This window comes from Lonsdalea populi (assembly GCF_015999465.1).
GTDB lineage: Bacteria > Pseudomonadota > Gammaproteobacteria > Enterobacterales > Enterobacteriaceae > Lonsdalea > Lonsdalea populi.
Window position 1 is genome coordinate 2,873,938 of the sequence record NZ_CP065534.1, and the last position, 22,981, is coordinate 2,896,918.

Annotated in this window: 22 protein-coding genes, 2 pseudogenes and 1 riboswitch; of the genes and pseudogenes, 15 read left to right on the plus strand and 9 right to left on the minus strand. The window is 53.3% G+C overall.

Annotated features, from left to right (window positions below; all coding sequences use genetic code 11):
* Positions 1-159 precede the first annotated feature (159 nt).
* The 5 genes and pseudogenes from I6N93_RS12565 (at position 160) to I6N93_RS12585 (ending at position 3,981) form a co-directional block, all read left to right on the plus strand.
* The gene (locus I6N93_RS12565; RefSeq protein ID WP_085687380.1) at positions 160-573 is read left to right on the plus strand and encodes a GNAT family N-acetyltransferase; all 414 of its coding nucleotides are present in this window, start codon (positions 160-162) and stop codon (positions 571-573) included.
* Positions 574-602: 29 nt separating this feature from the next.
* Positions 603-1,292 (plus strand): helix-turn-helix transcriptional regulator, encoded by a 690-nt coding sequence (locus I6N93_RS12570; protein ID WP_085687378.1) that lies wholly within the window; start codon positions 603-605, stop codon positions 1,290-1,292.
* Positions 1,293-1,346: 54 nt separating this feature from the next.
* Positions 1,347-1,621 (plus strand): annotated as a pseudogene (locus tag I6N93_RS12575) (cytosine permease); the annotation flags it as partial.
* A 377-nt stretch (positions 1,622-1,998) separates the two neighbouring features.
* Complete coding sequence (locus I6N93_RS12580) at positions 1,999-2,682, plus strand: oligogalacturonate-specific porin KdgM family protein (RefSeq protein ID WP_085687377.1); 684 nt, start codon at positions 1,999-2,001, stop codon at positions 2,680-2,682.
* 21 nt (positions 2,683-2,703) lie between these two features.
* Positions 2,704-3,981: a histidine-type phosphatase gene (locus I6N93_RS12585; RefSeq protein WP_085687375.1), complete on the plus strand. Its 1,278-nt coding sequence runs from the start codon at positions 2,704-2,706 to the stop codon at positions 3,979-3,981.
* Between the two features lie 94 nt (positions 3,982-4,075).
* Here I6N93_RS12585 and def read toward each other — a convergent pair whose 3' ends face one another.
* The 6 genes from def to I6N93_RS12615 all read right to left on the minus strand — a co-directional run bounded on the left by def (position 4,076) and on the right by I6N93_RS12615 (position 9,831).
* On the minus strand, positions 4,076-4,600 hold the full coding sequence (gene def / locus I6N93_RS12590) for a peptide deformylase (RefSeq protein ID WP_167459577.1): 525 nt from the start codon (positions 4,598-4,600) through the stop codon (positions 4,076-4,078).
* The gene (locus I6N93_RS12595) at positions 4,587-5,834 is read right to left on the minus strand and encodes a DUF2075 domain-containing protein (RefSeq protein WP_085687371.1); all 1,248 of its coding nucleotides are present in this window, start codon (positions 5,832-5,834) and stop codon (positions 4,587-4,589) included. The genes def and I6N93_RS12595 overlap by 14 nt, the downstream gene beginning before the upstream one ends.
* Positions 5,835-6,295: 461 nt before the next feature.
* Positions 6,296-6,643, minus strand: coding sequence for an MliC family protein (locus I6N93_RS12600; protein ID WP_094108223.1), 348 nt, complete (start codon positions 6,641-6,643; stop codon positions 6,296-6,298).
* Between the two features lie 137 nt (positions 6,644-6,780).
* Entirely contained in the window at positions 6,781-8,583 is a 1,803-nt protein-coding gene (gene edd, locus I6N93_RS12605) for a phosphogluconate dehydratase (protein ID WP_085687367.1), read from the minus strand.
* A gap of 12 nt (positions 8,584-8,595) precedes the next feature.
* The gene (locus I6N93_RS12610; protein ID WP_085687365.1) at positions 8,596-9,117 is read right to left on the minus strand and encodes a gluconokinase; all 522 of its coding nucleotides are present in this window, start codon (positions 9,115-9,117) and stop codon (positions 8,596-8,598) included.
* Between the two features lie 213 nt (positions 9,118-9,330).
* Entirely contained in the window at positions 9,331-9,831 is a 501-nt protein-coding gene (locus tag I6N93_RS12615; RefSeq protein ID WP_085687363.1) for a TIGR00645 family protein, read from the minus strand.
* Between the two features lie 660 nt (positions 9,832-10,491).
* Between I6N93_RS12615 and I6N93_RS12620 the strand changes: the two genes are divergently transcribed.
* The 5 genes from I6N93_RS12620 to ydfZ all read left to right on the plus strand — a co-directional run bounded on the left by I6N93_RS12620 (position 10,492) and on the right by ydfZ (position 14,587).
* Positions 10,492-11,106: a helix-turn-helix domain-containing protein gene (locus I6N93_RS12620; protein WP_085687361.1), complete on the plus strand. Its 615-nt coding sequence runs from the start codon at positions 10,492-10,494 to the stop codon at positions 11,104-11,106.
* Complete coding sequence (locus I6N93_RS12625; protein ID WP_085687359.1) at positions 11,107-11,976, plus strand: queuosine precursor transporter; 870 nt, start codon at positions 11,107-11,109, stop codon at positions 11,974-11,976. It abuts the gene before it with no gap.
* A gap of 4 nt (positions 11,977-11,980) precedes the next feature.
* On the plus strand, positions 11,981-12,823 hold the full coding sequence (queF, locus tag I6N93_RS12630; RefSeq protein WP_085687357.1) for an NADPH-dependent 7-cyano-7-deazaguanine reductase QueF: 843 nt from the start codon (positions 11,981-11,983) through the stop codon (positions 12,821-12,823).
* A gap of 179 nt (positions 12,824-13,002) precedes the next feature.
* Positions 13,003-14,202: a multidrug efflux MFS transporter gene (locus I6N93_RS12635; RefSeq protein WP_085687355.1), complete on the plus strand. Its 1,200-nt coding sequence runs from the start codon at positions 13,003-13,005 to the stop codon at positions 14,200-14,202.
* Between the two features lie 142 nt (positions 14,203-14,344).
* Positions 14,345-14,587, plus strand: coding sequence for a putative selenium delivery protein YdfZ (gene ydfZ / locus I6N93_RS12640; protein ID WP_232100045.1), 243 nt, complete (start codon positions 14,345-14,347; stop codon positions 14,585-14,587).
* A 72-nt stretch (positions 14,588-14,659) separates the two neighbouring features.
* Here the strand turns inward: ydfZ and alkB are convergent.
* Positions 14,660-15,316, minus strand: a pseudogene (alkB, locus tag I6N93_RS12645) (DNA oxidative demethylase AlkB).
* A gap of 523 nt (positions 15,317-15,839) precedes the next feature.
* On the opposite strand from alkB, the gene fumA reads away from it, so the two are divergent.
* The gene (fumA, locus tag I6N93_RS12650) at positions 15,840-17,483 is read left to right on the plus strand and encodes a class I fumarate hydratase FumA (protein ID WP_085687351.1); all 1,644 of its coding nucleotides are present in this window, start codon (positions 15,840-15,842) and stop codon (positions 17,481-17,483) included.
* 354 nt (positions 17,484-17,837) lie between these two features.
* Positions 17,838-18,233, plus strand: a complete 396-nt coding sequence (locus I6N93_RS12655) for a hypothetical protein (protein ID WP_232100051.1) — start codon at positions 17,838-17,840, stop codon at positions 18,231-18,233.
* Positions 18,234-18,282: 49 nt separating this feature from the next.
* Here I6N93_RS12655 and ribB read toward each other — a convergent pair whose 3' ends face one another.
* On the minus strand, positions 18,283-18,936 hold the full coding sequence (gene ribB, locus I6N93_RS12660; protein WP_085687348.1) for a 3,4-dihydroxy-2-butanone-4-phosphate synthase: 654 nt from the start codon (positions 18,934-18,936) through the stop codon (positions 18,283-18,285).
* Positions 18,937-19,063: 127 nt separating this feature from the next.
* Positions 19,064-19,230, minus strand: a riboswitch (FMN riboswitch).
* Between the two features lie 161 nt (positions 19,231-19,391).
* Between ribB and ubiK the strand changes: the two genes are divergently transcribed.
* Positions 19,392-19,685 carry a ubiquinone biosynthesis accessory factor UbiK gene (gene ubiK, locus I6N93_RS12665; protein ID WP_085687346.1) on the plus strand — a complete coding sequence of 98 codons (294 nt, stop codon included), beginning with the start codon at positions 19,392-19,394 and terminating at the stop codon, positions 19,683-19,685.
* A 152-nt stretch (positions 19,686-19,837) separates the two neighbouring features.
* On the opposite strand, the gene zipA is transcribed toward ubiK, so the two are convergent.
* Positions 19,838-20,728, minus strand: a complete 891-nt coding sequence (gene zipA / locus I6N93_RS12670; protein ID WP_085687344.1) for a cell division protein ZipA — start codon at positions 20,726-20,728, stop codon at positions 19,838-19,840.
* A 220-nt stretch (positions 20,729-20,948) separates the two neighbouring features.
* On the opposite strand from zipA, the gene cysZ reads away from it, so the two are divergent.
* Positions 20,949-21,719 carry a sulfate transporter CysZ gene (cysZ, locus tag I6N93_RS12675; RefSeq protein ID WP_085687342.1) on the plus strand — a complete coding sequence of 257 codons (771 nt, stop codon included), beginning with the start codon at positions 20,949-20,951 and terminating at the stop codon, positions 21,717-21,719.
* A gap of 146 nt (positions 21,720-21,865) precedes the next feature.
* Positions 21,866-22,834 carry a cysteine synthase A gene (gene cysK / locus I6N93_RS12680; RefSeq protein WP_085687340.1) on the plus strand — a complete coding sequence of 323 codons (969 nt, stop codon included), beginning with the start codon at positions 21,866-21,868 and terminating at the stop codon, positions 22,832-22,834.
* The last annotated feature ends 147 nt before the right edge of the window (positions 22,835-22,981 follow it).

The window sequence follows — 22,981 nt, forward strand, 5'->3', positions numbered from 1 at the left end:
GGGCTCAATTCTCTTGGATGCAACCTGTAATAAATTAACCGATTCAAGCGTTCGGTCAATGAGTAAAAACCTCCCTTGTCACAGAAATCAATTTATGCTAAAGATTATCGTTCGCCTGGATGCGACATAACCTTTATTAAAAGCAGGAGTATAAACATAATGAAGTTAAATATTACCGATACCCCAAATCCTCAGGATGAGGAATTTGTTATTCAACGTTTATTACAACACAATAAACAATTTCAGGAGGGTGATATTCATCCCCTCTTTTTAACATTCACCAACGACAATAATGAAATTATCGCCGGACTGGTGGCGAGAACCTGGTGGGGCGCGCTGGAAATCAAATTTTTATGGGTCGGCGAGGCGTATCGCCAGGCCGGTTTAGGTCGCCAGATGATGCAGCAGGCCGAGGCGGAAGCGAAAAAACGCGGCTGCCATATGGCGTATGTCGACACCTTCAGCTTTCAGGCTAAGGGATTTTACAAGAAGCTGGGTTATCAGGAGTACGGTCACCTCCCCGGCTACGCCCACCAATTTACGCGTCATTATCTCCACAAGGAATTTCAGTAAGTTATCAATCGTCATACAAGGAGGCCGGGATGCCATACGACACAGAGGACATCGGCCGTTATATCGGCGGTTTGATTACCGTGATGGAAGCGTTGCACGAACCCTGGGGAATTAAGGACCTGGCATCGCGGCATATCTACATGAACAAAGCCGCCCTGAAGTATACCAATACGCCCGCCCATTTTGAGTTCGAGGGGAAACTGGATGCCGAATTCCCCGCCGAATGGGCGGAGATGTCGGAAGACTTCATCGAGCACGACAGGCGAACGGAGCACGGTAAGAAAAGCGTCGCCGTCATCGAAACGCACTATTGGAATGGAGACCCTTTTCTCTCGCCGTTCGTCAGCGAAAAAATCCCTATCTTTGACGTCAAAAAACGCTGTATTGGCATCATGTGGAACGCCAAGCCGCTGACGACGCTCTCCCCTCTGGTTTACATCGATAAGAAAACGCCCTCTACGTTGATTACCCGCGTCGAAAATAGTTTATTTACGCCCTCGGAACTGGAAATGATCTTTCTGATTTTGCAGGGCTTTTCGGGCAAGGAGATCGCCCAAAAAACCAACCTTGCCTATAAAACCGTTGAAAACAGAATATATAGCATTTACCAAAAGGCCGACGTGCATTCACTGCATCAATTTAAAGCGTTTTGTTATCACTCGGAGCTGGATAAATACATTCCGCCCACCCTGCTGGTGAAAGGCATTCAATACATCTAGCGATGTGACCGCGCCTGCCGGAATAGGCGATAAACCACAAGGACCCAGGAAAACATGGAAAAAATAGACGATTACCCGGTGAGCCGGGTTCCCCTCGCGGCAAGGCTGCCTTTTCTCAATATCGCGCTGGTGCATATCGGCATGCTGACCGCTCTGGATCAGTTCATGCTCGGCGCGGTATTAGGCCATTCGATGACGCCAGGCCAGGCGTTTACCGCTATCGCCATCGGCAGCCTCATTTTCGGCACCGTCACCGTCGTCTGGGCTATGCGGGGATGCGGGAAGGGCTGTCCGGCAGCCTGCTGGCGCGGTGGTGCGGATTTGGCCGCCACCCCGGCGGTTGGTTGGGTGGCCATCATCGCCAGCATTATCGGCAGCGTGGTGGGCCTGAACGTTGAATGGGGCGTGCCCGCCTTTAACTCGCTAGCCGCCGCCAGCGTGCTTTACGTCGTACTGAAGAAGGCGACACGTCTGCCTTAAGCGCGGCAGCCGACCGATTAGGCTGGCGGTGAGAATAACGTCGCGCCATCGGCAGAGTGAATATCTAATCACCGTGAAATAAAAGCATTTTATTTTATAGGTGCATCTAGATTTTTCCCTTATCTAATAAAATGTTATCTCATCGCCCAGGCGAGAAATAATTTCAATTTTTCTGTCATATCCCCCCCTGCATTCGCAGCACTTTTAACACAAACGGCGATGATTCATGTTATTACGTCATATTTTATTCACACTTTTATATGTGATGTCGTTTCAATCTCAGGCGATTGCTCTTTTCTGGAAACATGAATTCAGCGATGTTTCCCGTACCCATAGCGATAAATGGGGGATTGAACACCGTTTCAGTCAGGGGCTGGGGCTGTCTGCCGAGTGGGAAACGCATCCGCGCGAATCATCGTATGGCTCAGCAGGCAAGGCATTCAATCATTTACGTAAAGATAAAACAGAGTTTGGCGTCGACTACGCGTTTGCGGTTTCCCCTACGCTGACATTGACGCCCGGCATCACCTCCGGCATTGACGATGAAAAACAAACCTGGAAACCTTCATTAAACGCAGAATGGTTTGGGGCCGATAATGTTGCGCTTGCGACGCGTTATCGCTACGTAATAACAGATTGCGACGCTAAACCGACCAAGCACACGCACCGTATCGATGCCGGGGCAAAATATAAATTCAGCCGCGCGACGCTATCTTATAAATACTCTCGTTATTTCAGTGACCAACCTATTTTCGCTAAACGGGACGCCGACTACGAACATCAGGTAGAAACGAAAGTTAAATTCCTGACCCATTGGCAATATGTCCTCGAGGTCACCCACGAATCCGTGTCTAAAAGCAGCGATAAACGGCAGACAACTTACGCTACCGGATTTAAATACACTTTTTAATCATAAGGTTGGTTATTCGCTATGACGATTTTTAAATGGGGTGCCGCCACGCTGGCGCTGATGACCACCTTTCCGTTGACGGCCTCGCCCAAGGCGCAATTTACGCTGGAGCATGTCGTCACGCTGAGCCGCCACGGCGTCCGTCCTCAGACGAAAACCGAGGCCTTGAACAAAGCGACCGGTAAGACGTGGCCCGAATGGGCGGTGCAGGACGGTCATCTCTCCGACCACGGTTATGCCGGCATTATCCATCAGGGCGCCTATCAAATCGCTCGCTGGCGTGAGGCAGGTCTGCCCATCGGCGCGGGATGTCCGCAGCCGGAACGGGTGTTTGTCTGGTCCAGCCCTCTGCAAAGAACACGCGCCACGGCACAGGCGCTTCTCGACGGCATGTTCCCGGGCTGTGGACTCACCGCGGGAAGCACGCGTGAGCAGCGCGATCCGCTGTTTCAAAGCGTAGATATGGGACTGAGTCAGCCGGACACAGACATCGTCAAACAGCAGATCACGGCGCGGACCGGCAGTTTAGACGACCTGAATCAACGCTACCAGCCCGCCATCACGCTACTGCGCGCGGCGGCCTGCGCCGATACGCCGTCGTCCTGCGAATTCCTGAACGCGCCGTGGAAGCTGGTGGAAAAAGAGCACGGCGTGTCGCTCAAAGGTCCGCTGTCGCCGGGGTCGACGATAGGAGAAACGATCCGTTTGCAGTACAGCGAAGGACTGCCGCTGTCTCAGGTGGCTTTCGGCCACGCCCGTAATGCCCGCGAAGTGTCGGCGCTGATGGCGCTACACGCGGCTAAATATGACCTGATCAGCGACACCCCGGAGCTGGCGCGACACGGCGGCACGCTGCTAATGTCTCAGTTGGTCGCCGCGCTGACGGCCGGGACATCCACGTCCGCCTCGAAAAACCGCAACCTGCAGGCACCGCTGGTGATGTTCGTCGGTCATGACAGCAATATCGCGCAGGTCCAGACCATGCTGCAGATGAACTGGCAGTTGGGCGAATATCCGCGTAACGATATCCCACCGGGCGGTAGCCTGGCGTTCGAACGCTACCGCGATACCCACAGCGATGAACGTTACGTGCGGCTGACGTTCAGCGCCATGTCGCTGGACCAGTGGCGTCATCTCAGCCCGCTGACGTCAGATGCGCCGCCGCTCATTGAGGAGTATCACGATAGCCTCTGCCAGCAAACCAGCGTCGGTTGGCTCTGCCCGCTGAACCACATCGTCGAGAAGATGACGAGCGCCCTGGTGCCGGGCGTGATCTCGCCCCAGCCATTGTTCCACTAGGTCTCTCGCCACGAGAACGGGCGCTTTGCGCCCGTTCTCGATTCATCCCGGCTTTCGCCCATGCGTCCTCGCGACGATCAGGCCGCCAGATGCGTTATTCGCCGCTCGGCGCGAGCTTACGACGCAGCTTAGCCAGTTGGGTGCGGATGCGGTTACGTTTCAGATCGGACAAATTATCGATCAGCGACAAGCCGTCCAGATGATCGATTTCATGCTGGAGACACACGGCCAGCGCCCCACCCGCTTCTAACGACTGCCGAACGCCGTCCAGATCGGTATAGGTCATTCGCACGCGCTTAGCCCGCTCGGCAGGCAGGGGATGCTGAGGGATGGAGGAACACAGCTCGAGATGCAAGGTCGTTTCCTCAGACCGTTCCACCACCTCCGGATTGATCAGCGCCAAACGCTGGCGCACGCCGTGTTCGTCATCCATATCAATCACCACAATGCGCTGCGGGATCCCTAACTGAATCGCCGCCAGCCCTGAATCGTTCATGCGCTCGATGACGGCGAACATTCGCTCCACCAGCGCGTTGACGGAAGCATCGATGACGTCGACGTGCTGGGATACCTTTTTCATGCGTGGATCGTTAATCCACATCAGTTCATTGGCAGACATGATGCTCTCCGTTGTTTGCCGCTTCATGCTGTAAGAGAAGCAGTTGGCGACGCAGTCCTGCGTCGTGAGCGTAAATATAGAGTCCATCAATCGCGCGGGTCATCAGCACGTTGATGGCGTTGAGCATGATACGGATTTTCACCGCCTCGGCGTCGTCAAGATGCCCGGATCCCTGAAACGCCGCTCCGTCTTCGTAACGGGCAGGGTCGATGGCGATTTCACGGCGCTCTGCGTCCCACGACACCGAAGGTCCCAGAATCAGCCCGACGTAGTTCAGGTCAAAGCCCTGCACCGTGTACACCGAGCCCACTTCGTCGAGGGTGTCTTCCCGCTCCGCCCACGGCAGGCGCTCGTTCGGCTTCGAGCGATCCCAGCGCAGCCGGAAAGCACCCTCTTCGATGAAGTGATCTTGCCCGTCCAGCCGATAGGGATAGTCATAGGTCGACAGCATCCGTGACAGTCCGCTATCGGCGTTGCGCCGCCGGATCGTCGTGTACATGGCCTGCGCGTCGTCAAAGATCTTCAGCTCAAACGGCGGTTCGCCGGGCGCAGCCACGGGCAGAGGCAGCAGCTTACGCTGACAGAATTGGCCAATCCATCGCTGCACCGACGTGGCGGCCTTCATCCTGAACTGATGCCGCAATAGGTGAACTTCGTGCGGCCCGCGGGCAATTAAACGCTCAAGATCGCCTTCTCGCCACAGGCTTTTGGATTTCAGCACCTGCCGTTCGTCGAAAATCAGCACCACGCAGCGTGCGAGGCTCAGGATTTCCTCCAAATGATTGTCCTGAAAAAAGTGGTTGTAGCGATCGCTGCGCGTCAGCAGCAAATGGGCCTCATCCACCAGCGCGATATCCACCTTGTCTTCGCTTTTGCGCATACGGTTGATGAACGTCGTCGGGCGCTCATAATCTTTTTTGCGAAGAGCGGATTGCGCGTCCGACGCGTTTTTATAGGCCTTGAGCATTTCGGGATGATTGACGAGCAACACGTTTTCGCTGCCGTACAGCGGATGATCCGGCTGCTGGCGCGCGTCACGCTGTAGATCGGCGAACAGCGCGTGCAAAAGCACGCTTTTGCCGGTGCCCGCCTGCCCCTGAATCACGAAGCACGCCTGAGAAGAGTGACGATGCCGACAGAGAAAGGCTTCCACGCGCTGCTTGAGCGCCCGCTGATCATCCGACAGCGTTTTTTCTGGCGAGAGCTTAAAGCTCGCCCGGTTCATCTGAGACATAACCTTGGAGTAATCTGAGAGTAAATCGGCTCTTTCACCACGTGAAAAGCGGCAGAGGAGCGCCCGTCGCCGACGATGCCTCATCTCCAAAGGGAACAGAGCGCGGCCGCCGTAGACGCCTAATGAAAACACGCGGGCAATGGGGTGACAACCTCGAATACATCCGCCCCCCCTTTCGCAATCCAAGCCCTCTGACGAAGCGTGCCCTCAATCGCCGTCGTTGAGCGCATCGCGGAGCCGTTAACCCTGCCCGGCAGACATGTGCGCTCAAGGCCGAGCCCGCGCCGGCGGCAACAGGCGTACAACGGTGGACGCCGGACGCCGTCGCCTCCCGCGTCGGGCTATTACCATCAACAAGACGGCAAATATCCCGATATACGGCACACCGTTTTTTTCCATGTGCCAGCGAGTTAAGCTGAAATCGCCCATATAAACGTTCAGGAAGACGCCGAGGCGAAGCCTTATTTATGGCACTCAACGTTCTTATTTTCGATAACCTGCTTCAACGTCCCATTATCGCCCTTGGTCCACCACTCGAAGACGTTGCCGACATAGCGGGCTCCGCTGGCCGCCGGCACGTTGACCATCAAAATTTTGCCTTCATCCGGAATGTTGACCAGCACGGCATGGTTAGGCTCGTTGCTGTAGTACATCACCCCCAGTTTTGAGCCGTCGTCACAGACGTACATCTGCTTCGACACTTCCATCTGCTCATTGCCAGGCACCATAAACTCAGCAGGATCGTTGGAATGGCAGGCGGTTAACGCCACGCCGCCAACCAAGGCGAAAATCATCGAATTTTTCATCATAAATTCCTTGGGAAGCCTGCAAAAAATATAGCCATTCCCAGGAAGTACGCACAAAAAAGGCCGGATGACGACAAGACCTGAATGGGCCGTCGTCATCCGGCCGGGACGACCGTACACCGTCTTCCGCGGCGAAGGCGTTAGAAGTTGAAGATGGACGCGCCCTGCTCGGCGCTGGACACCACCTGGCGGAACACCGAGAACAGTTCACGTCCGGACCCCAAATGCTCAGGGGCCAGATCCGGATGCGTTTCCGGCCGCACGGACAGATCGGTCTGAACGTCGATACGACCCGCTTCCGCATCCACCCGAATCACGTCGCCGTCGTGGATCCGACACAGCGGGCCACCGCGTTGCGCTTCCGGAGAAAGGTGGATCACCGCAGGCACTTTACCGGATGCGCCGGATAGACGTCCGTCCGTCACCAGCGCGACACGGAGTCCGGACTTCATCAGGTTGCCCATCACCGGCATCAGCTTGTGCAGCTCCGGCATGCCGTTGGCGGCAGGGCCGTTATGGCGCACGACAATCACGACGTCTTTCGTAAACTCGCCGGCATGGTAAGCCTTCTCCACGTCATGCTGAGACTCAAAAACGCGCGCCGGGGCTTCGATGAAGCGGTATTCCGGCGCGACGGCGCTGACTTTGATGACGCCGCGTCCCAGATTGCCGTCCAGCACTTTCAGGCCGCCCTGTTCGCTGAACTGGGTGCCGGGCAGAGAAATGACGTTCGGATTGGAGGAGTCGGCCACAGGCTCGAAAACTAATTCGCCATTCCGCAGGCGCGGCGCGGAAAGGTAGTCTTCCATGCGGCCATAGACCGGCGTGGCGTCCATGTTCAGCAGACCACGCTCCGCCAGCGCTTTCATCAGCGCCGGTACGCCGCCCGCCTGCTGGAATACATTGATGTCGGCCGGACCGTTCGGGTACATCTTCGCCAGTAGCGGCACGGCCTGAGACAGCGCTTCGATGTCGTCCCAGGTCAGGACATATCCCGCCGCCGCCGCGACCGCCACCAGATGGATGGAGTGGTTGGTACTTCCGCCGGAGGCCAGCAGGGCGACCAGACCGTTAACAATGGATTTTTCATCCACCACACGCGACAGCGGTCGGTACTGGGTGCCGTTGTCGGCCTGAGTGACGATATGCGCGGTGATTTTTCCAGTCAGGGCCGACCGCAGCGGATCGTTTGGCGCGACGAAAGAAGAACCGGGCAGCATCAGCCCCATCGCTTCAAAGACCAACTGGTTAGTGTTGGCCGTGCCGTAGAACGTACAGGTGCCCGGCGAGTGGTACGCTTCGCACTCCATGTCCTGCAACGCCGCCTTACCCACTTCACCCGCCGCATACTGCTGGCGCACCTTCACTTTCTCATCGTTGCTGATGCCAGCCGACATCGGGCCGGACGGTACGAAGGCGGAAGGCAGGTGGCCGAACGACAGCGCGCCGATCAGCTGTCCGGGCGCGATTTTGTCGCAGATGCCCAGCAGCAGCGCAGCGTCAAAGGTATTGTGGCTGAGCGAAACCGCCGTCGCCTGAGCGATCAGATCTCGCGAGAACAGCGATAGATCCATACCGTCCTGTCCCTGAGTCACACCGTCGCACATCGCCGGCACACCGCCGGCAATCTGCGCGCTGTGGCCCAGTTCGGCCAGCGTTTTTTTAATCGTGTCGGGATAGGTGCCATAAGGCTGGTGAGCGCTCAACATGTCGTTATAAGCGGTGATGATGCCGACATTGACGCGGGTAAAATCCAGGATCGTGTCTTTCTGGCCGGACGGACAGGCGGCCACCGTATGCGCCAGATTGCCGCAGGACAGGTGGCTGCGGGTTTTGCCCTGCGTCGCCTGGGCTTCCGTTTTCGCCAGATAACGGCTGCGAGACGCCTGGCTGCGCGCCAGTAGACGATGTGTGACTTGCTCAATGACTTTATTGTTATTCATTCATTCCTCCGTTTAAGCACGGCACGCTCTCCCACGTACCGCCATGACGCAGCGCTCCACTACGTCATCAAAACTGCCATCAATACTGACCGTGACCACATCGGGTTCGTTGTTACCCGGCACCTCCAATGTGTCGAACTGGCTCTCTAAGAGAGCCGCAGGCATAAAGTGGCTTTGGCGCGCCATCATGCGAGCCAGAACCAGTTCGAAGGAGCCGGAAAGATGGATGAAGGTGACATGCTCGTTACCCGAGCGAATTTGATCGCGGTATTTCTTTTTCAGGGCCGAACAGACGATAACGCCGGTCTCATTTTTTCGTTCAAGGCTGAATGCCGCATCGCGGATACGCTCCAGCCATGGTGCGCGATCCTCATCATTAAGCGGATCGCCCCCGGCCATTTTCAGGATATTGTTGCGCGGGTGCAAATCATCGCCGTCGATAAACTTGGCGCCGATAGCCTTCGCCAGCGCCTCGCCGACTGATGATTTACCCGTGCTGGACACGCCCATTAAAATAAAGCTTTGACCCGACATACTTCTTCTCCACCCATCGAATAGAAACGGTTATGTCGATAATCGTAGCACTGTTACCGGTAACATGTTACCGGTAACAATACGGAGTTGTGACAAACCGCTCAAAATGACAGGGAGAGTCCCCGCGTGCCACAGAGACGGTTCGCCGCAGCGAACGCGCCTGGCGTCGTGGGTAAGAACTTGCATAACGGGCAAAGGTTGGTGCGCCAAACGTTAGTGGTCTTTGTCCCGGCGTGACAGCTGGTCCAGATAGCCCATGACGAAAGCGGACAATACAAAGGTCAGATGGATAATGACGTACCACATCAGCTTGTTGTCGGCGACGTTGCGAGCATCCATAAACACGCGCAGTAAATGGATGGAAGAGATGGCGACAATGGAGGCCGCCACTTTGGTTTTCAGGGAACCGGAGTCCATCTTGCCCAACCAGCTCAGTTTTTCTTTGCCCTCGTCGATATCGAGAGCCGAGACAAAGTTTTCGTAGCCTGAAAACATCACCATCACCAGTAATCCCCCCACCAGCGTCATATCCACCAGCGACAACAGCGTCAGGATCAGCTCAGATTCCGCCACGGAAAAAATATTGGGCAGAACATGCCAGATCTCCTGAAAAAACTTGATGGTCAGCGCCAACAGTCCCAGCGATAAACCAAGGTAAACCGGAGCCAACAGCCACCGGGCAGCGTACATCATATTCTCAAGGAAACGTTCCATAGCACTCATCAGTCGCAGGTAGAAAGGAAATATCATAGCGAAAATTCACGTTCCGGTGTTACTCCCTTGTGAACGTATTTGCTCTTTTCGGTGACTCTGAGCACCGCACCGCCTGCATTTCTACAGAACAGCGACTGACGGTTTGCGGGTGAAGCGAGGAGAGGATAAGCAACGAAAGTCGAACACTCATGTTGCCGCGCCGCCTGATTTTACGGCAACGCGGCAATATGATTGGCATGGCTAATGACATCGAGTCAGTGGTTATTGAATGATATTTTCATCATTCATTCCTACCTAAATTCCCCGGTGTTGGAATTAGAATGACTCTGGTTCCAATAAGATAATCATGCCAACAATTATCTAATTAATAATTATTTTCATAAATACATACAATATTATGTACCGTGCTTTTTATCAGCGCTTTTAAACAGTAACTCAGCAAAAAACATTTAGTCAACAGATAAGTTGACACAAAACAAACCTTGGTGTTCACTTTTCAATAGGATATTAATAATGGCAGGGATAGTGTGCCGGTTAAAATTTTTTGGATGATGATTTAACCGCCGAATTCGACAATAAATTACGCCCCTCTGGATGCGGACAAACGCTGTTTTAGCGTAAGATAAACGGGTAAGAGGTGTTATTGCGTAAAGGATGTCTATGAAAACAACGAATGCTCAACGTAAAACCAATATCATCAAGAATATTGAATATTTAATGCGGACGCGTGGAGAAACGAAAGCGTCATTTTCAAACCGCACCGGTGTGACTCGCACGACTATCTACAAAATTCTCGATGGCCGCGTAAATAACGTACAGCAATCAACGGTGAATCGTATCTCTGATTTTTTCGGTCTGTCGTGTGAAGAAATAGAAGACTACGATCTGGAAAAGATTGAACAGCTTAATAATACCATTTCCTACGAGGGTAATAAGAATCCGGCGGCAATCCCTATTATTCCTCAGTCTGACTTATTAGCGTCAAAAAATAAGAAAATAGGTCAGCTCGCAATACAATACCCACTCACTTATTTCTTTGGCGAAGAGTCAAATATGTTAGCGGTAAGGATTGAGTCCACAATCAATGACCAATTTTCCCCGAACGATGTCATTATTATTAAACGCCCACCGGCCCTGGTCGTTAATACACCTTCACTGTGCTATTCGCAGGCTGAAGGTTTTATTATTCAGCCACCGGAGGGAAACTTATCTCTTGAAAGGAAAAGATCCGGCAATATAGAGCTACTGGGCTATATCATAGAGGAAAGACTGTAGATGGAATCCAACAGAAAGTTTAAACTACTGGGTTTTAACCACAGCGGGGAATTGTCAGCCAATATCATGGTACTGGCCACAGGCAAAACCATCAGCATGGATTTAAAAGAGCTCGTGGATAATGAAATCTCTGATGATTTTAGCCGCCACGAGCTCAATGCCCTATATAAAAAACTCTACAACAGTAAAGACATCACAACCGTTTACGACATCAGCGACCGCAACGATCGCTCCTGGCATGCCTATCTGCTGATCAGTATCGCGCTGAGCGTTATCTATATTTTCTCGACCATTGCCGGGGTGAAACCGGTCTTCGTGCCAGCGCTGAACATGGTGGTGCCGCCCGCCGTTTTCGTCTACCCCATTACGTTTATTCTGGTGGATATCCTCAACGAGTTTTATGGACTGAAGTTGGCGCGGCGGACGATCTTCATCACCTTTTTCGCCAACCTCGCCTTCGTCCTGGGCCTGTGGGTGACCAGCCTGATCCCCGGACTGCCGCAGTGGGAATACGACCATACCTACAACGGTATCGTACACAGCATTATGGCGGTGCTGGTGGCGTCTTCGCTCGCCTATCTGGTTTCTGAAAACGTCAACGCCTACGTTCTCTACAAAATCAAAATCATGACGAAGTCGCGCTATCTGTTCATTCGCGTCATCACCAGCACAATTACCGCATCGGCGGTGGACAGCATTATTTTCTGCACCGTGGCGTTCTATAATGTGCTGAGTTTCGATGTCATCAAAACCATGATCCTGTCTCAATTCATGATTAAAGTCGTTTATGCGGTGCTGGGCGTCGGCCCGATTTACGGCACGCGAAAACTGTTTAGAAGCTATATCAACGCCGAACCGGCAAGGAAATGATCTTATGCATATCACGGGAAAAGATAAAATCACTCATCTTGGCGTTCACTCCAGCTATCCCGATCAATACGATCCGGAACTGCTGGAAGCGCTTCCCCGCGCCAATGGGCGTGAGCTGGTCGGCCTGACCGACGCCGGGCTGCCTTTCACGGGCTATGACCTGTGGACGGCCTTCGAGCTTTCGTGGCTCAACAAAAAAGGCAAACCGATGGTGGGGGTTGCCGAATTTCAGGTGCCGGCCTCTTCGGTCAACCTGATTGAATCCAAGTCGTTCAAGCTCTACCTCAACAGCTTCAACCAGACGCGCATGCGCGATATTGAAACGCTGCTGTCCACGCTGGTGACCGACCTTTCCGCTGCCGCGCAAGGCCAGGTTAAAGTCAATATTTATCCCGGGCTGACCGGCTACCCGGCGCACATTGACAGCCTTCACGGCACCGTCATCGACGATCTGGATATCGAAGTGAACGACTACTCGTTCAACCCGGATTATCTGAAATACGCCGTTTCCGAAAACGCGCCGACGGTCAGCGAAACGCTGAGCTCCAACCTGCTAAAATCCAACTGTCTGGTGACCTACCAGCCGGACTGGGGCAGCGTGGTCATAAAATATGAAGGCAGAAAAATCGATCCGGAATACCTGTTGCGCTATCTGATTTCATTCCGCCAGCACAATGAATTCCATGAGCAGTGCGTAGAGCGCATCTTTAGTGACATTCAACGCTACTGCCAGCCGCAGAAGCTGACGGTTTTCGCCCGCTATACGCGACGCGGCGGTCTGGATATCAACCCATTCCGCAGTAACTTCGAAGACAGCCATGCGGTAGGCCGATTGGTCCGTCAGTGAGACGCCTCGCCGCCTATCCTGACCGGAAAGGCGGCCCGATCATCCCCCCTGCGCTTCCCCTTGGTTCATCCTTCCTTCTACCTACCTGTTATTCTTTGATATACAAAAACCATTTCACGAAGCGGGTAAAACAGCCATACTGATTACTCACAGTCTCAGTAACTTCATGTCCTGACCTTATGGAAAAATGGAAACTTAACCTCTTCTCCGCTTGGGTAGGGTGCTTTTTTGCCGGCATGGCGATGAGCCAGATCCTGCCGTTCTTGCCGCTGTATATCGAGCAACTCGGCGTTCGCGATCATGCGTCTCTGAATCTGTGGTCTGGGCTGATTTTCAGTTCTTCCTTCTTGATTTCAGCCATCGTCGCCCCCCTTTGGGGCAGTCTGGCCGACCGTAAAGGGCGCAGGCTGATGTTGCTGCGCGCCGCGCTCGGAATGTCGATCATCATGGGGCTGCAGGGGATGGTGACCAACGTCTGGCATCTATTCCTGCTTCGCGCCTTAATGGGGCTCACTTCCGGCTACATCCCTAACGCTATGGCGCTGATCGCCTCTCAGGTCCCCCGCGCGCGAAGCGGTTGGGCTTTAGGAACGCTCTCGACCGGACAAGTTTCCGGCGTGTTGCTAGGGCCGATGCTAGGGGGATTTATGGCGGATCACCTGGGGCTGCGCACGGTGTTCTTCGTCACCTCCGGCCTGCTGTTTATCTCTTTCCTGATTGCGCTATTCGCGATCAAAGAGAACTTTGTCAAAGTCAGCAAAGCCGACCGACTGTCCGGAAAAGCGGTCTTCGCGTCTCTGCCCTATCCAATGCTGATCGTCAGCCTATGCATCACTACCATGATGATCCAGATGGCCAACGGGTCCATTAGCCCGATATTGACGCTGTTCATCCGCGAGCTGTCGCCCAACATCGAGAACATCGCCTTTATCAGCGGGGTCATTGCCGCCGTTCCTGGGGTGTCGGCGTTAATGTCCGCGCCCCGACTGGGCAAGCTCGGCGACCGCATCGGTTCGCAGCGCATCCTCATCGTCGCGCTGCTATTTAGCGCACTGCTGTTTTTCCTGATGTCGACCATTCAAAGCGCGACCCAGTTGGGGATCCTGCGCTTTATCTTGGGCTTTGCCGACGGCGCGCTGTTGCCCGCAGTGCAAGCGCTACTGGTAAAATACAGCAGCCAGCAGGTCACCGGACGAATTTTTGGCTATAACCAGTCTTGTATGTATCTGGGGAACGTCGTCGGCCCCCTGCTCGGCTCCGGCATTTCCGCCACCTTGGGATACCGTTGGGTCTTTTTGGTGACATCGCTGCTCATTGTCATCAACGCGGTTCAACTGATCTTTAGCTTCAAGCGCCTGCCCAAAAACGCCACGTCTTGACTGCCGACAGAACGAATGCCGTTCATGTGCGTTTCGTTCTGCCGTTTCTAACCCGTCCCATCGCAAGCCCTTTAATTTATAGAGCAATTAATTATAACCAGACTAGTACCATGGTCTATTCCCATGCCGAGCAGTAGGATCAATGGCGTTGTATCTCGTCGAAAAAGGAGGCAAAAAAATGTACACCGCGTATGACCGATACAGAAACCCGCTCAGCACCGGTTGCCGAGTGATGCAGGATGGCTCCCACACTGTTGGCATCACCGCCGCAATTCATGCGGAGAACTTAAAACGCGAAGACGTGCGTAAGGCCAAATGCGTTGAGCTGCAGGGCATGAGCGGTTTCTTTGTGCCGGAAGAACTGATGCGCCTGGGACGTGCCTGAGCTTTCTCCATCGGACGCATCTGACATCCGATGATCGTATTCGCTGATCCGCGACATTCGTTCTCCCACTCTTTAGCGAACCTTGCGAAACGTTAGGTTGAACCGATATTCTCCCGGCATGCCGCTGGGTAATGGTCCCGGTTTCAGCGGCTGAATCGCATGGTAAAATAACCGGGATTCACCACCCCAAACCACCACATCGCCATGAGAAAGCAGTACACGCTGGCAAGGATCGCTACGCTCGCTTCCCCCAAACAGAAAAACAGCATTTAAACCCAGTGAAAACGAGACAATAGGCTGCTCAAGATCGCGCTCGTCCTTATCCTGATGAAGAGACAGACGCGCTCCCTGTGAATAGCGATTGATCAGGCAAGCATCGGGTCGAAACCCCGGAAATCCGGCCTCTTCGGCGGCGGCCGTCGCCAACGAATAAAAGAGAGGCGGCATATCGGGCCAAGGGCGGCCGGAAAGCGGATCATACGCATCGTAACGATAGCCTCACTCATCACTCACCCAACCCAATGGACCGCAGTTGCTCATCGCCACAGACATGCCATATCCGCCCGGGGTTGTCAGGTGTCGAAAAGGCGCTGAATCGCTCACCTGCCGGATACCGTCCAATAACGTGCGGGCTTCGTCCCAGACATAGCCGCGCAGCACCACGGCACCCGGCGCCAGTATCTCCGCGCGGCGCTCAGGCCGTTCATCGGCAAACAGATCGAAGTTCATGCGTATTCCTTTCTGAGTGAGTACGGCGTTGTTCCGCCTGACTTCCCGAGTACAAACAGAACCTGACTTAAAATGAAGCGTAGACGTTAACGCAGAATGCGTGTTTAAGCACCGGATACGAGCTAATACGCTAATTTATAGAATACAAAAGGGGGATATTCGGGGAAACGCAATCAGGAAAATGCATAGCTATCACGAACATTTTTATTTTCTGACGCGCCTTACATTATTTAAATTAAACAAGTTAAATAACTTAAATATTGTTTTTTACGCACGTCAGACTGAATTCTTACCGAATGAAACAAGCCTATCGCTATTTTCCATAAAAACATGACGGAGATTAATAATAATGTGGCCCGCATACGTAGCACTCGTGGAAATAAAACCATAACATTGTAGCGTCTATTACTTTTGTCGCAGCACGAAACGCACCACTCTAAATGATTAAGTCTGCGCAAAACACGCCGCCAGGGCGATAAAACTGAATCAATTCATAAACTATACGGCTTTAAGTGAGAAACCAATGTCGAATAAAACTTTTCATTACCAAGAGCCTTTTCCCCTCGGTAAAGATAAAACCGAGTATCGCTTGCTCACCAAGGACTATGTTTCCGTTACGCAGTTCGACGGTCAGGACATATTGAAAATCGCCCCGGAAGGGCTGACGCTGCTCGCGCAACAAGCCTTCCACGATGCTTCATTCATGCTGCGTCCCGACCACCAGCAGCAAGTCGCCGATATTCTTAGCGATCCGGAAGCAAGTGAAAACGACAAATACGTCGCTCTGCAATTCCTGCGTAACTCGGAAATCGCCGCTAAGGGCATTTTGCCGACCTGTCAGGATACCGGAACCGCGATCATTGTCGGCAAGAAAGGCCAGAACGTCTGGACCGGTGCCAACGATGCGGAAGCACTGTCGCACGGCGTCTACAACACCTTCATCGAAGACAACCTGCGCTACTCTCAGAACGCGCCGCTGGATATGTATAAAGAGGTTAACACCGGAACTAACCTGCCGGCCCAGATCGACCTCTACAGCACGGAAGGCGAAGAGTACAAATTCCTGTTCGTCACCAAAGGCGGCGGGTCTGCCAACAAAACCTATCTGTATCAGGAAACCAAAGCGCTGCTAACTCCGGGAAAACTAAAAAACTTTCTGGTAGAAAAAATGCGCACGCTGGGCACCGCGGCTTGCCCGCCGTACCACATCGCTTTCGTCATCGGCGGCACCTCGGCGGAAACTACCCTGAAAACCGTCAAACTGGCCTCCACGCACTACTATGACGAACTGCCAACCGAAGGTAACGAACACGGTCAGGCTTTCCGTGACACTGCGCTGGAACAGGAATTGTTGGAAGAGGCGCGTAATCTGGGTCTGGGCGCACAGTTCGGCGGTAAATATTTCGCGCATGACATTCGTGTTATCCGCCTTCCACGCCATGGCGCATCATGCCCGGTCGGCATGGGCGTATCTTGCTCCGCTGACCGTAACATCAAAGGCAAGATCAACCGCAACGGCATTTGGTTGGAACAGCTGGAGCAGAACCCAGGCAAATATATCCCTGCTCATCTGCGTCAGGCTGGCGAAGGCGAAGCCGTCCGCATCGACCTTAACCGACAGATGGATGACATCCTCAAAGAACTGTCCCAGTACCCTGTCTCTACTCGTCTGTCCCTGAACGGCACCATCATCGTGGGACGCGATATTGCCCATGCGAAGCTGAAAGAGCGTATCGACAACGGCGAAGGCCTGCCTCAGTACGTCAAAGACCATCCGATTTACTATGCAGGCCCGGCTAAAACGCCGACTGGCTATGCCTCCGGTTCTTTGGGTCCGACCACCGCGGGTCGCATGGACTCCTACGTCGACCTGCTGCAGTCGCACGGCGGCAGCAAGATCATGCTAGCGAAAGGCAACCGCAGCCAGCAGGTAACCGACGCGTGTAAGAAACACGGCGGCTTCTACCTTGGCAGTATCGGCGGTCCTGCCGCGATCCTTGCACAGAACAGTATTAAGAGTCTGACCTGCATCGAGTATCCGGAGCTGGGTATGGAAGCGATCTGGAAAATCGAGGTTGAGGACTTCCCGGCATTCATCCTGGTGGATGACAAGGGCAATGATTTCTTCCAGCAGATTCAGAATAAAGCTTGTAATCGCTGCGGCTGAAAGCACGTTACCCCGACGCTCACATAGGTCAGGCAACCGGGGCGGGAGCGACATGCTTCCCCCCGATTCTTCTTTTCAGCGCTTGCGTCTTTCCTCTGCCTCATCCCTCTCTCTTTGGTTTTTACGCCCGCTCATCAGGCCCTTATTCACATCACAATTCATTGATGCATTCTATTGTCCTGACGATAATTTCCAGATGAAATATGGCCTAGCCCGGGTCGTTGATGCCCTACGTCATCCGCATAGCAGCAAGGCATGGGATCTCGGCTGAGGCCGAGAACGTAATGCGCTTAATCTTCATCAAAAGGCTGGAATGTCACCGCATGGGACAAAAGTCCTGAAAGTATCAACGTAGTGAACAGCACCATTGAGCAAGAATATCTCGCCGGTATTCGGGTAATTGAGCATAATATTTATCCCGCCGGCATTGATGACGCCGACGACATGATTTTGTCTACCGTCGTCTTTATGTTTCTTGATCGTTCCCGCATACCGGCCATTATTCAGAATATGCAGCAACTAACCGTCGCCGGAGCGATACAACCTGATTGTGACGGCGATATCGGCCGAGAATTACCCCTGCGCACAGCCCTTTCATTCCCATTTAAAGAGGACGAAGTGAGCCGTTATTACGAAGCGTGGGAGATAGTGAAATACAGTCAGGATGTAGGAGAGTGGCGTAAAACAGATGAGGATAGGAACCGTATCGAACTGCGTTTTGCCACGCTGTTGGCACGCAAGTGGCGTTAAAATATGGCCGGGGACCAGCCCCGGCATACAACACAAACTAATGGCCCGATTAGCTGGCTTTCAGCGCAACCGCTTTACGGTAAGCCACCAGATCCTCGATAGTCAGGACCGGCATATCGTGCTGTTGACCAAAGGCAATCACTTCCGGTGCACGCGCCATAGAACCGTCGTCATTAGTCAGCTCACACAACACGCCAAACGGCTTCAGACCAGCCAGTGTCATCAGATCGACCGTCGCTTCAGTGTGGCCGCCGCGGACCAGCACGCCGCCGGGCTGGGCACGCAGAGGGAAAACGTGGCCGGGACGATTCAGATCGCTAGCGCGGGCAGAGTCAGCCGTAGCGGCACGAACGGTAGTCAGGCGGTCTGCGGCGGATACGCCGGTCGTCACGCCTTCTGCCGCTTCAATCGTCACCGTAAAGGCCGTCTGATAATGGCTCGAATTGCGCTCGACCATCATCGGCAATTCCAGTTTTTGTCTACGCTCTTCGGTCAAGCACAGGCAAACAATGCCACTGCCATGGCGAATGGCAAGCGCCATCTGCTGGACGGTCATATGTTCGGCGGGAAAAATCATATCGCCTTCATTTTCACGATCTTCATCGTCGAGCACCATGACGCCACGTCCCTGACGCAGTGCTTCAAGCGCGCGTTCAACGCGTTCAGTCGGTGTACCAAATTGAGAAAGCAAAGTCTGATTCATGGTAAAAAACCCTCACTCTTTTCTATGGATTACCAGAATCAGGGCTAACTTGAGGAGTGGCATTGAGAGCATGGAAATACGCTCGATGCTAAAAAAATAACGCGGGCAGGCTCAGCCTGACGGATACCGTTACTCTCTCCCATCCGGACTTTAACCGTCGGCCCCGGAATTTCACCGGATCTGCTGACCTCAAACCAAATATGACAGCCTGAGCGCTCGCGGGCTTCCAACCGCATACCTTGTATGGACTGGTTTACCGCCGGTGGGGAATTACACCCCGCCCTGAGAATAAGCGGCTTTACTATAACGCTAACGATTTTGCAGGGCAACGGGTATGAGGGCTCTCATCAGCATTAACCGCTGCGCTGCGTAGTTTAGGTTTATACAATGCCTAGCAGGCATTACACTTAGACATCAGTACCCTTCTTTCCGTCTAACCCATCAGGAAAATCATCATGATTGACCCTAAAAAGATAGAGCAAATCGCCCGTCAAATGCACGAATCCATGCCTAAAGGGATTCGGGAACTCGGCGAGGATATGGAAAAAAAGATCCGTCAGGTTCTGCAGTCGCAGCTTTCCCGTCTGGATTTCGTCAACCGGGAAGAATTCGACGTTCAAACGCAGGTTTTGCTGCGCACGCGTGAAAAGTTAACGCGGCTGGAACAACGACTGGACGAACTAGACGCCAAATCAGCCTCAACCACAGAACCCAAAACAGAGCCGCCGTTAGCGCAAGGGCAAGAATAACGGCTCCTCCCTGTAGCTAAGGGAAAGCAAGTGGGGTTTCCATGCTAAACAACAGGTTGTCATACGGCCTACGCATAAAGAGCAAAGAAAAAGCCTCCGCAAGCGGAGGCTTTTTACTGTGTATCGTTGCCGGACACGGCAATACTGAACGGTTAGTTCAACACTTCGCGAATACGTGATTTATACACTTCAACCTTCTGCGGCGTCATCATTCGGCGCTCATCGTCCAGCACCACGCCACCCACATCGTCGGCGATACGCTGCGCTGATTGCAGCATGAGTTTAAAATTTTGACTGGCGTCACCATAAGACGGCACCATCATGAAGATGGACACGCCTGGCGTCGAAAACTCCGACATGTCGTCAGGATTGAAAGAACCAGGTTTCACCATATTGGCCAGGCTGAACAGCACCGGGCCGCCGCCGGCAGGATTAACGTGGCGATGGAAAATATTCATCTCACCAAACTGGAAACCCGACTGAAGAACGCTTTGCAACAACAATTCCCCGCCGATGACGCCACCCTGATGCGCAGCAACGTGAACCACCAGTACCGCTTCTTTAGCGGCTGGCGATTCATTGGCGGGAGCGGACTCTTCTTGCTCTTCCTGCAGGCTTGCCATTTTGGCTTCACGTTCCGCCACCGTTTCCGAATCAGAATGCGTGTCTGCCGCAAGCTCACGCTCGGCCGCATCTATTCGGGACTGCTCCGCAGAATCTGTTTCGCCAAACAGCGGATCGTAATTTGCTGAAGAGGACGTTGGCTCATGAGACGTCAACGGAGGCTCAACCACAGCGTGCCCTGTCGGACGCGCCGCAGGAGGCGTACTTTGCGGACGCACAGGTTTTACCCGTACTTCCCCGACGCCTTCATCAAGCGTGTCGAAAGGCGCTTCGTCCGGATCCTGCTTCAAACGCTTCACAGGACGATCGCGAAAAAGGGACGAACGCTCTTTACGGCTGGTCCACAGGCCGTGCAGCAGCAGTGCTATAATAGCGATCGCGCCAACAACGATTAATATCAGACGCAAGTCCTGCATCATTGCTATCCCAGTTATTCCAATACATCGCCACTATGGCATATACATATATCACTAACTGTATTTGCCCGTGTACACAAGTGCAAGTCTGGCCGACAGTTTATGACAATAAAGATGGGAAGTGCGCACTTTTTTGCTGTTTTTTCATGCAAAAACGGGCTAGCCAGCACAATATCGTCCCGATATGATGCCGCCATCTTCAAAGAACGATGAGAATAAGAGTATGCCTTACGCCCAAGAACGCCAGAACCTTCGCAGCGGTTTCCACTATTTCGTGAGAGGCTGGCAGTTACTCTCGCTGCCGGGGATCCGACGATTCGTCATTTTGCCGATGCTGGTCAATATCTTGCTGATGGGCGGCGCCTTCTGGTGGCTGTTCCAGCAACTAAACAGCTGGATTCCTCAATTGATGAGCCACATCCCTAACTGGCTGCAGTGGCTGAGCTATCTGCTCTGGCCTTTAGCGGTCATTTCTATCCTATTGGTCTTCAGCTATTTTTTCAGCACCTTGACCAATTTTATCGCTGCGCCGTTCAACGGTCTGTTGGCCGAGCAGCTAGAAGCCCGACTGACCGGCGTCGCGCTGCCGGATAGCGGTATATGGGGCATCGCTAAAGACACGCCGCGCATCATGCGACGTGAAATGCAGAAACTTGGCTATTATTTACCGCGAGCGCTGGTGCTTTTTTTACTCTATTTCGTACCGGGCATCGGTCAGACGGTAGCGCCGATCCTTTGGTTCATCTTCAGCGCCTGGATGCTGGCGGTACAGTATTGCGATTACCCGTTCGATAACCATAAGGTCAGTTTCCCGGTCATGCGCCAGACTTTGAGGCAGCATAAAATCAGCAATTTGCAGTTCGGCGCTCTGGTCAGCCTGTTCACGATCGTCCCGGTGCTGAACCTGATTATCGTGCCCGTCGCGGTCTGCGGCGCAACGGCGCTGTGGGTAGATCGTTATCAGCATTTATCCAACGTGTTGAAAGCAAAATAAACCGTGCTGACCAGGGACGGAAAATTATGAAAATATATTTCCTAAGAACATAACGATATAGCTATTGCTTACTTCACTGGCTGTATCGAAAAGGTATTCTCTCTAGCGTTCACAAAAATTACATACAGCTATTTAAAGGACAGGCTATGAGCAAGATCTACGAAGACAATTCTTTTACAATCGGCCATACGCCGCTGGTTCGCCTGAATCGCATAGGTAATGGACGCATCCTCGCCAAGGTGGAGTCTCGCAACCCCAGCTTCAGTGTTAAATGCCGTATCGGTTCCAACCTGATTTGGGATGCTGAAAAACGCGGCGTTATGAAGCCTGGCGTAGAACTGGTTGAACCGACCAGCGGCAATACCGGTATCGCTTTGGCTTATGTGGCCGCCGCCCGAGGTTATAAATTAACGCTGACCATGCCTGAAACCATGAGCATCGAGCGCCGTAAGCTTCTGAAAGCGCTAGGGGCAAATCTGGTACTGACCGAAGGCGCGAAAGGCATGAAAGGCGCAATCGCCAAAGCCGAAGAAATCGTCGCCAGCGATCCTCAGCGTTATCTGCTGCTGCAGCAGTTCAGTAACCCCGCCAACCCGGAAATCCATGAAAAAACGACCGGGCCGGAAATTTGGGAAGATACGGACGGCGAAGTCGATGTTTTCATCGCGGGCGTCGGCACAGGCGGTACGTTGACCGGTGTCAGCCGCTACATCAAAAATACCCAGGGCAAAGCGATTACGACCGTCGCGGTGGAACCACTTGACTCTCCAGTCATCACTCAGGCACTCGCGGGTGAAGAAATCAAGCCGGGTCCCCACAAGATTCAGGGGATTGGCGCAGGCTTCATTCCAGGTAACCTGGATCTGAAACTGGTCGACCGCGTTGAACGTATCAGCAATGAGGAGGCCATCAGCACAGCACATCGTCTGATGGAAGAAGAAGGCATTCTGGCAGGAATTTCATCCGGCGCAGCCGTGGCTGCGGCACTTAACCTACTGAAAGAAGACGCCTTTAAAGACAAAACCATTGTGGTCATTTTGCCTTCTTCCGGCGAGCGCTATCTGAGTACCGCTTTGTTCGCCGATCTGTTCACCGAGCAAGAGCTCCAGCAGTAACGTCCAAGTCTCGGATAAGTAATCGGCATGTTACAAAAAGCACTCTTCGGGGTGCTTTTTTGTGGACCACGTCAAAGTTTACAGGTGTAGTGGATTGCATTTCCAGCCCAGGTTTAGTATCTAACCGGACAATTATTTTGATGCGTG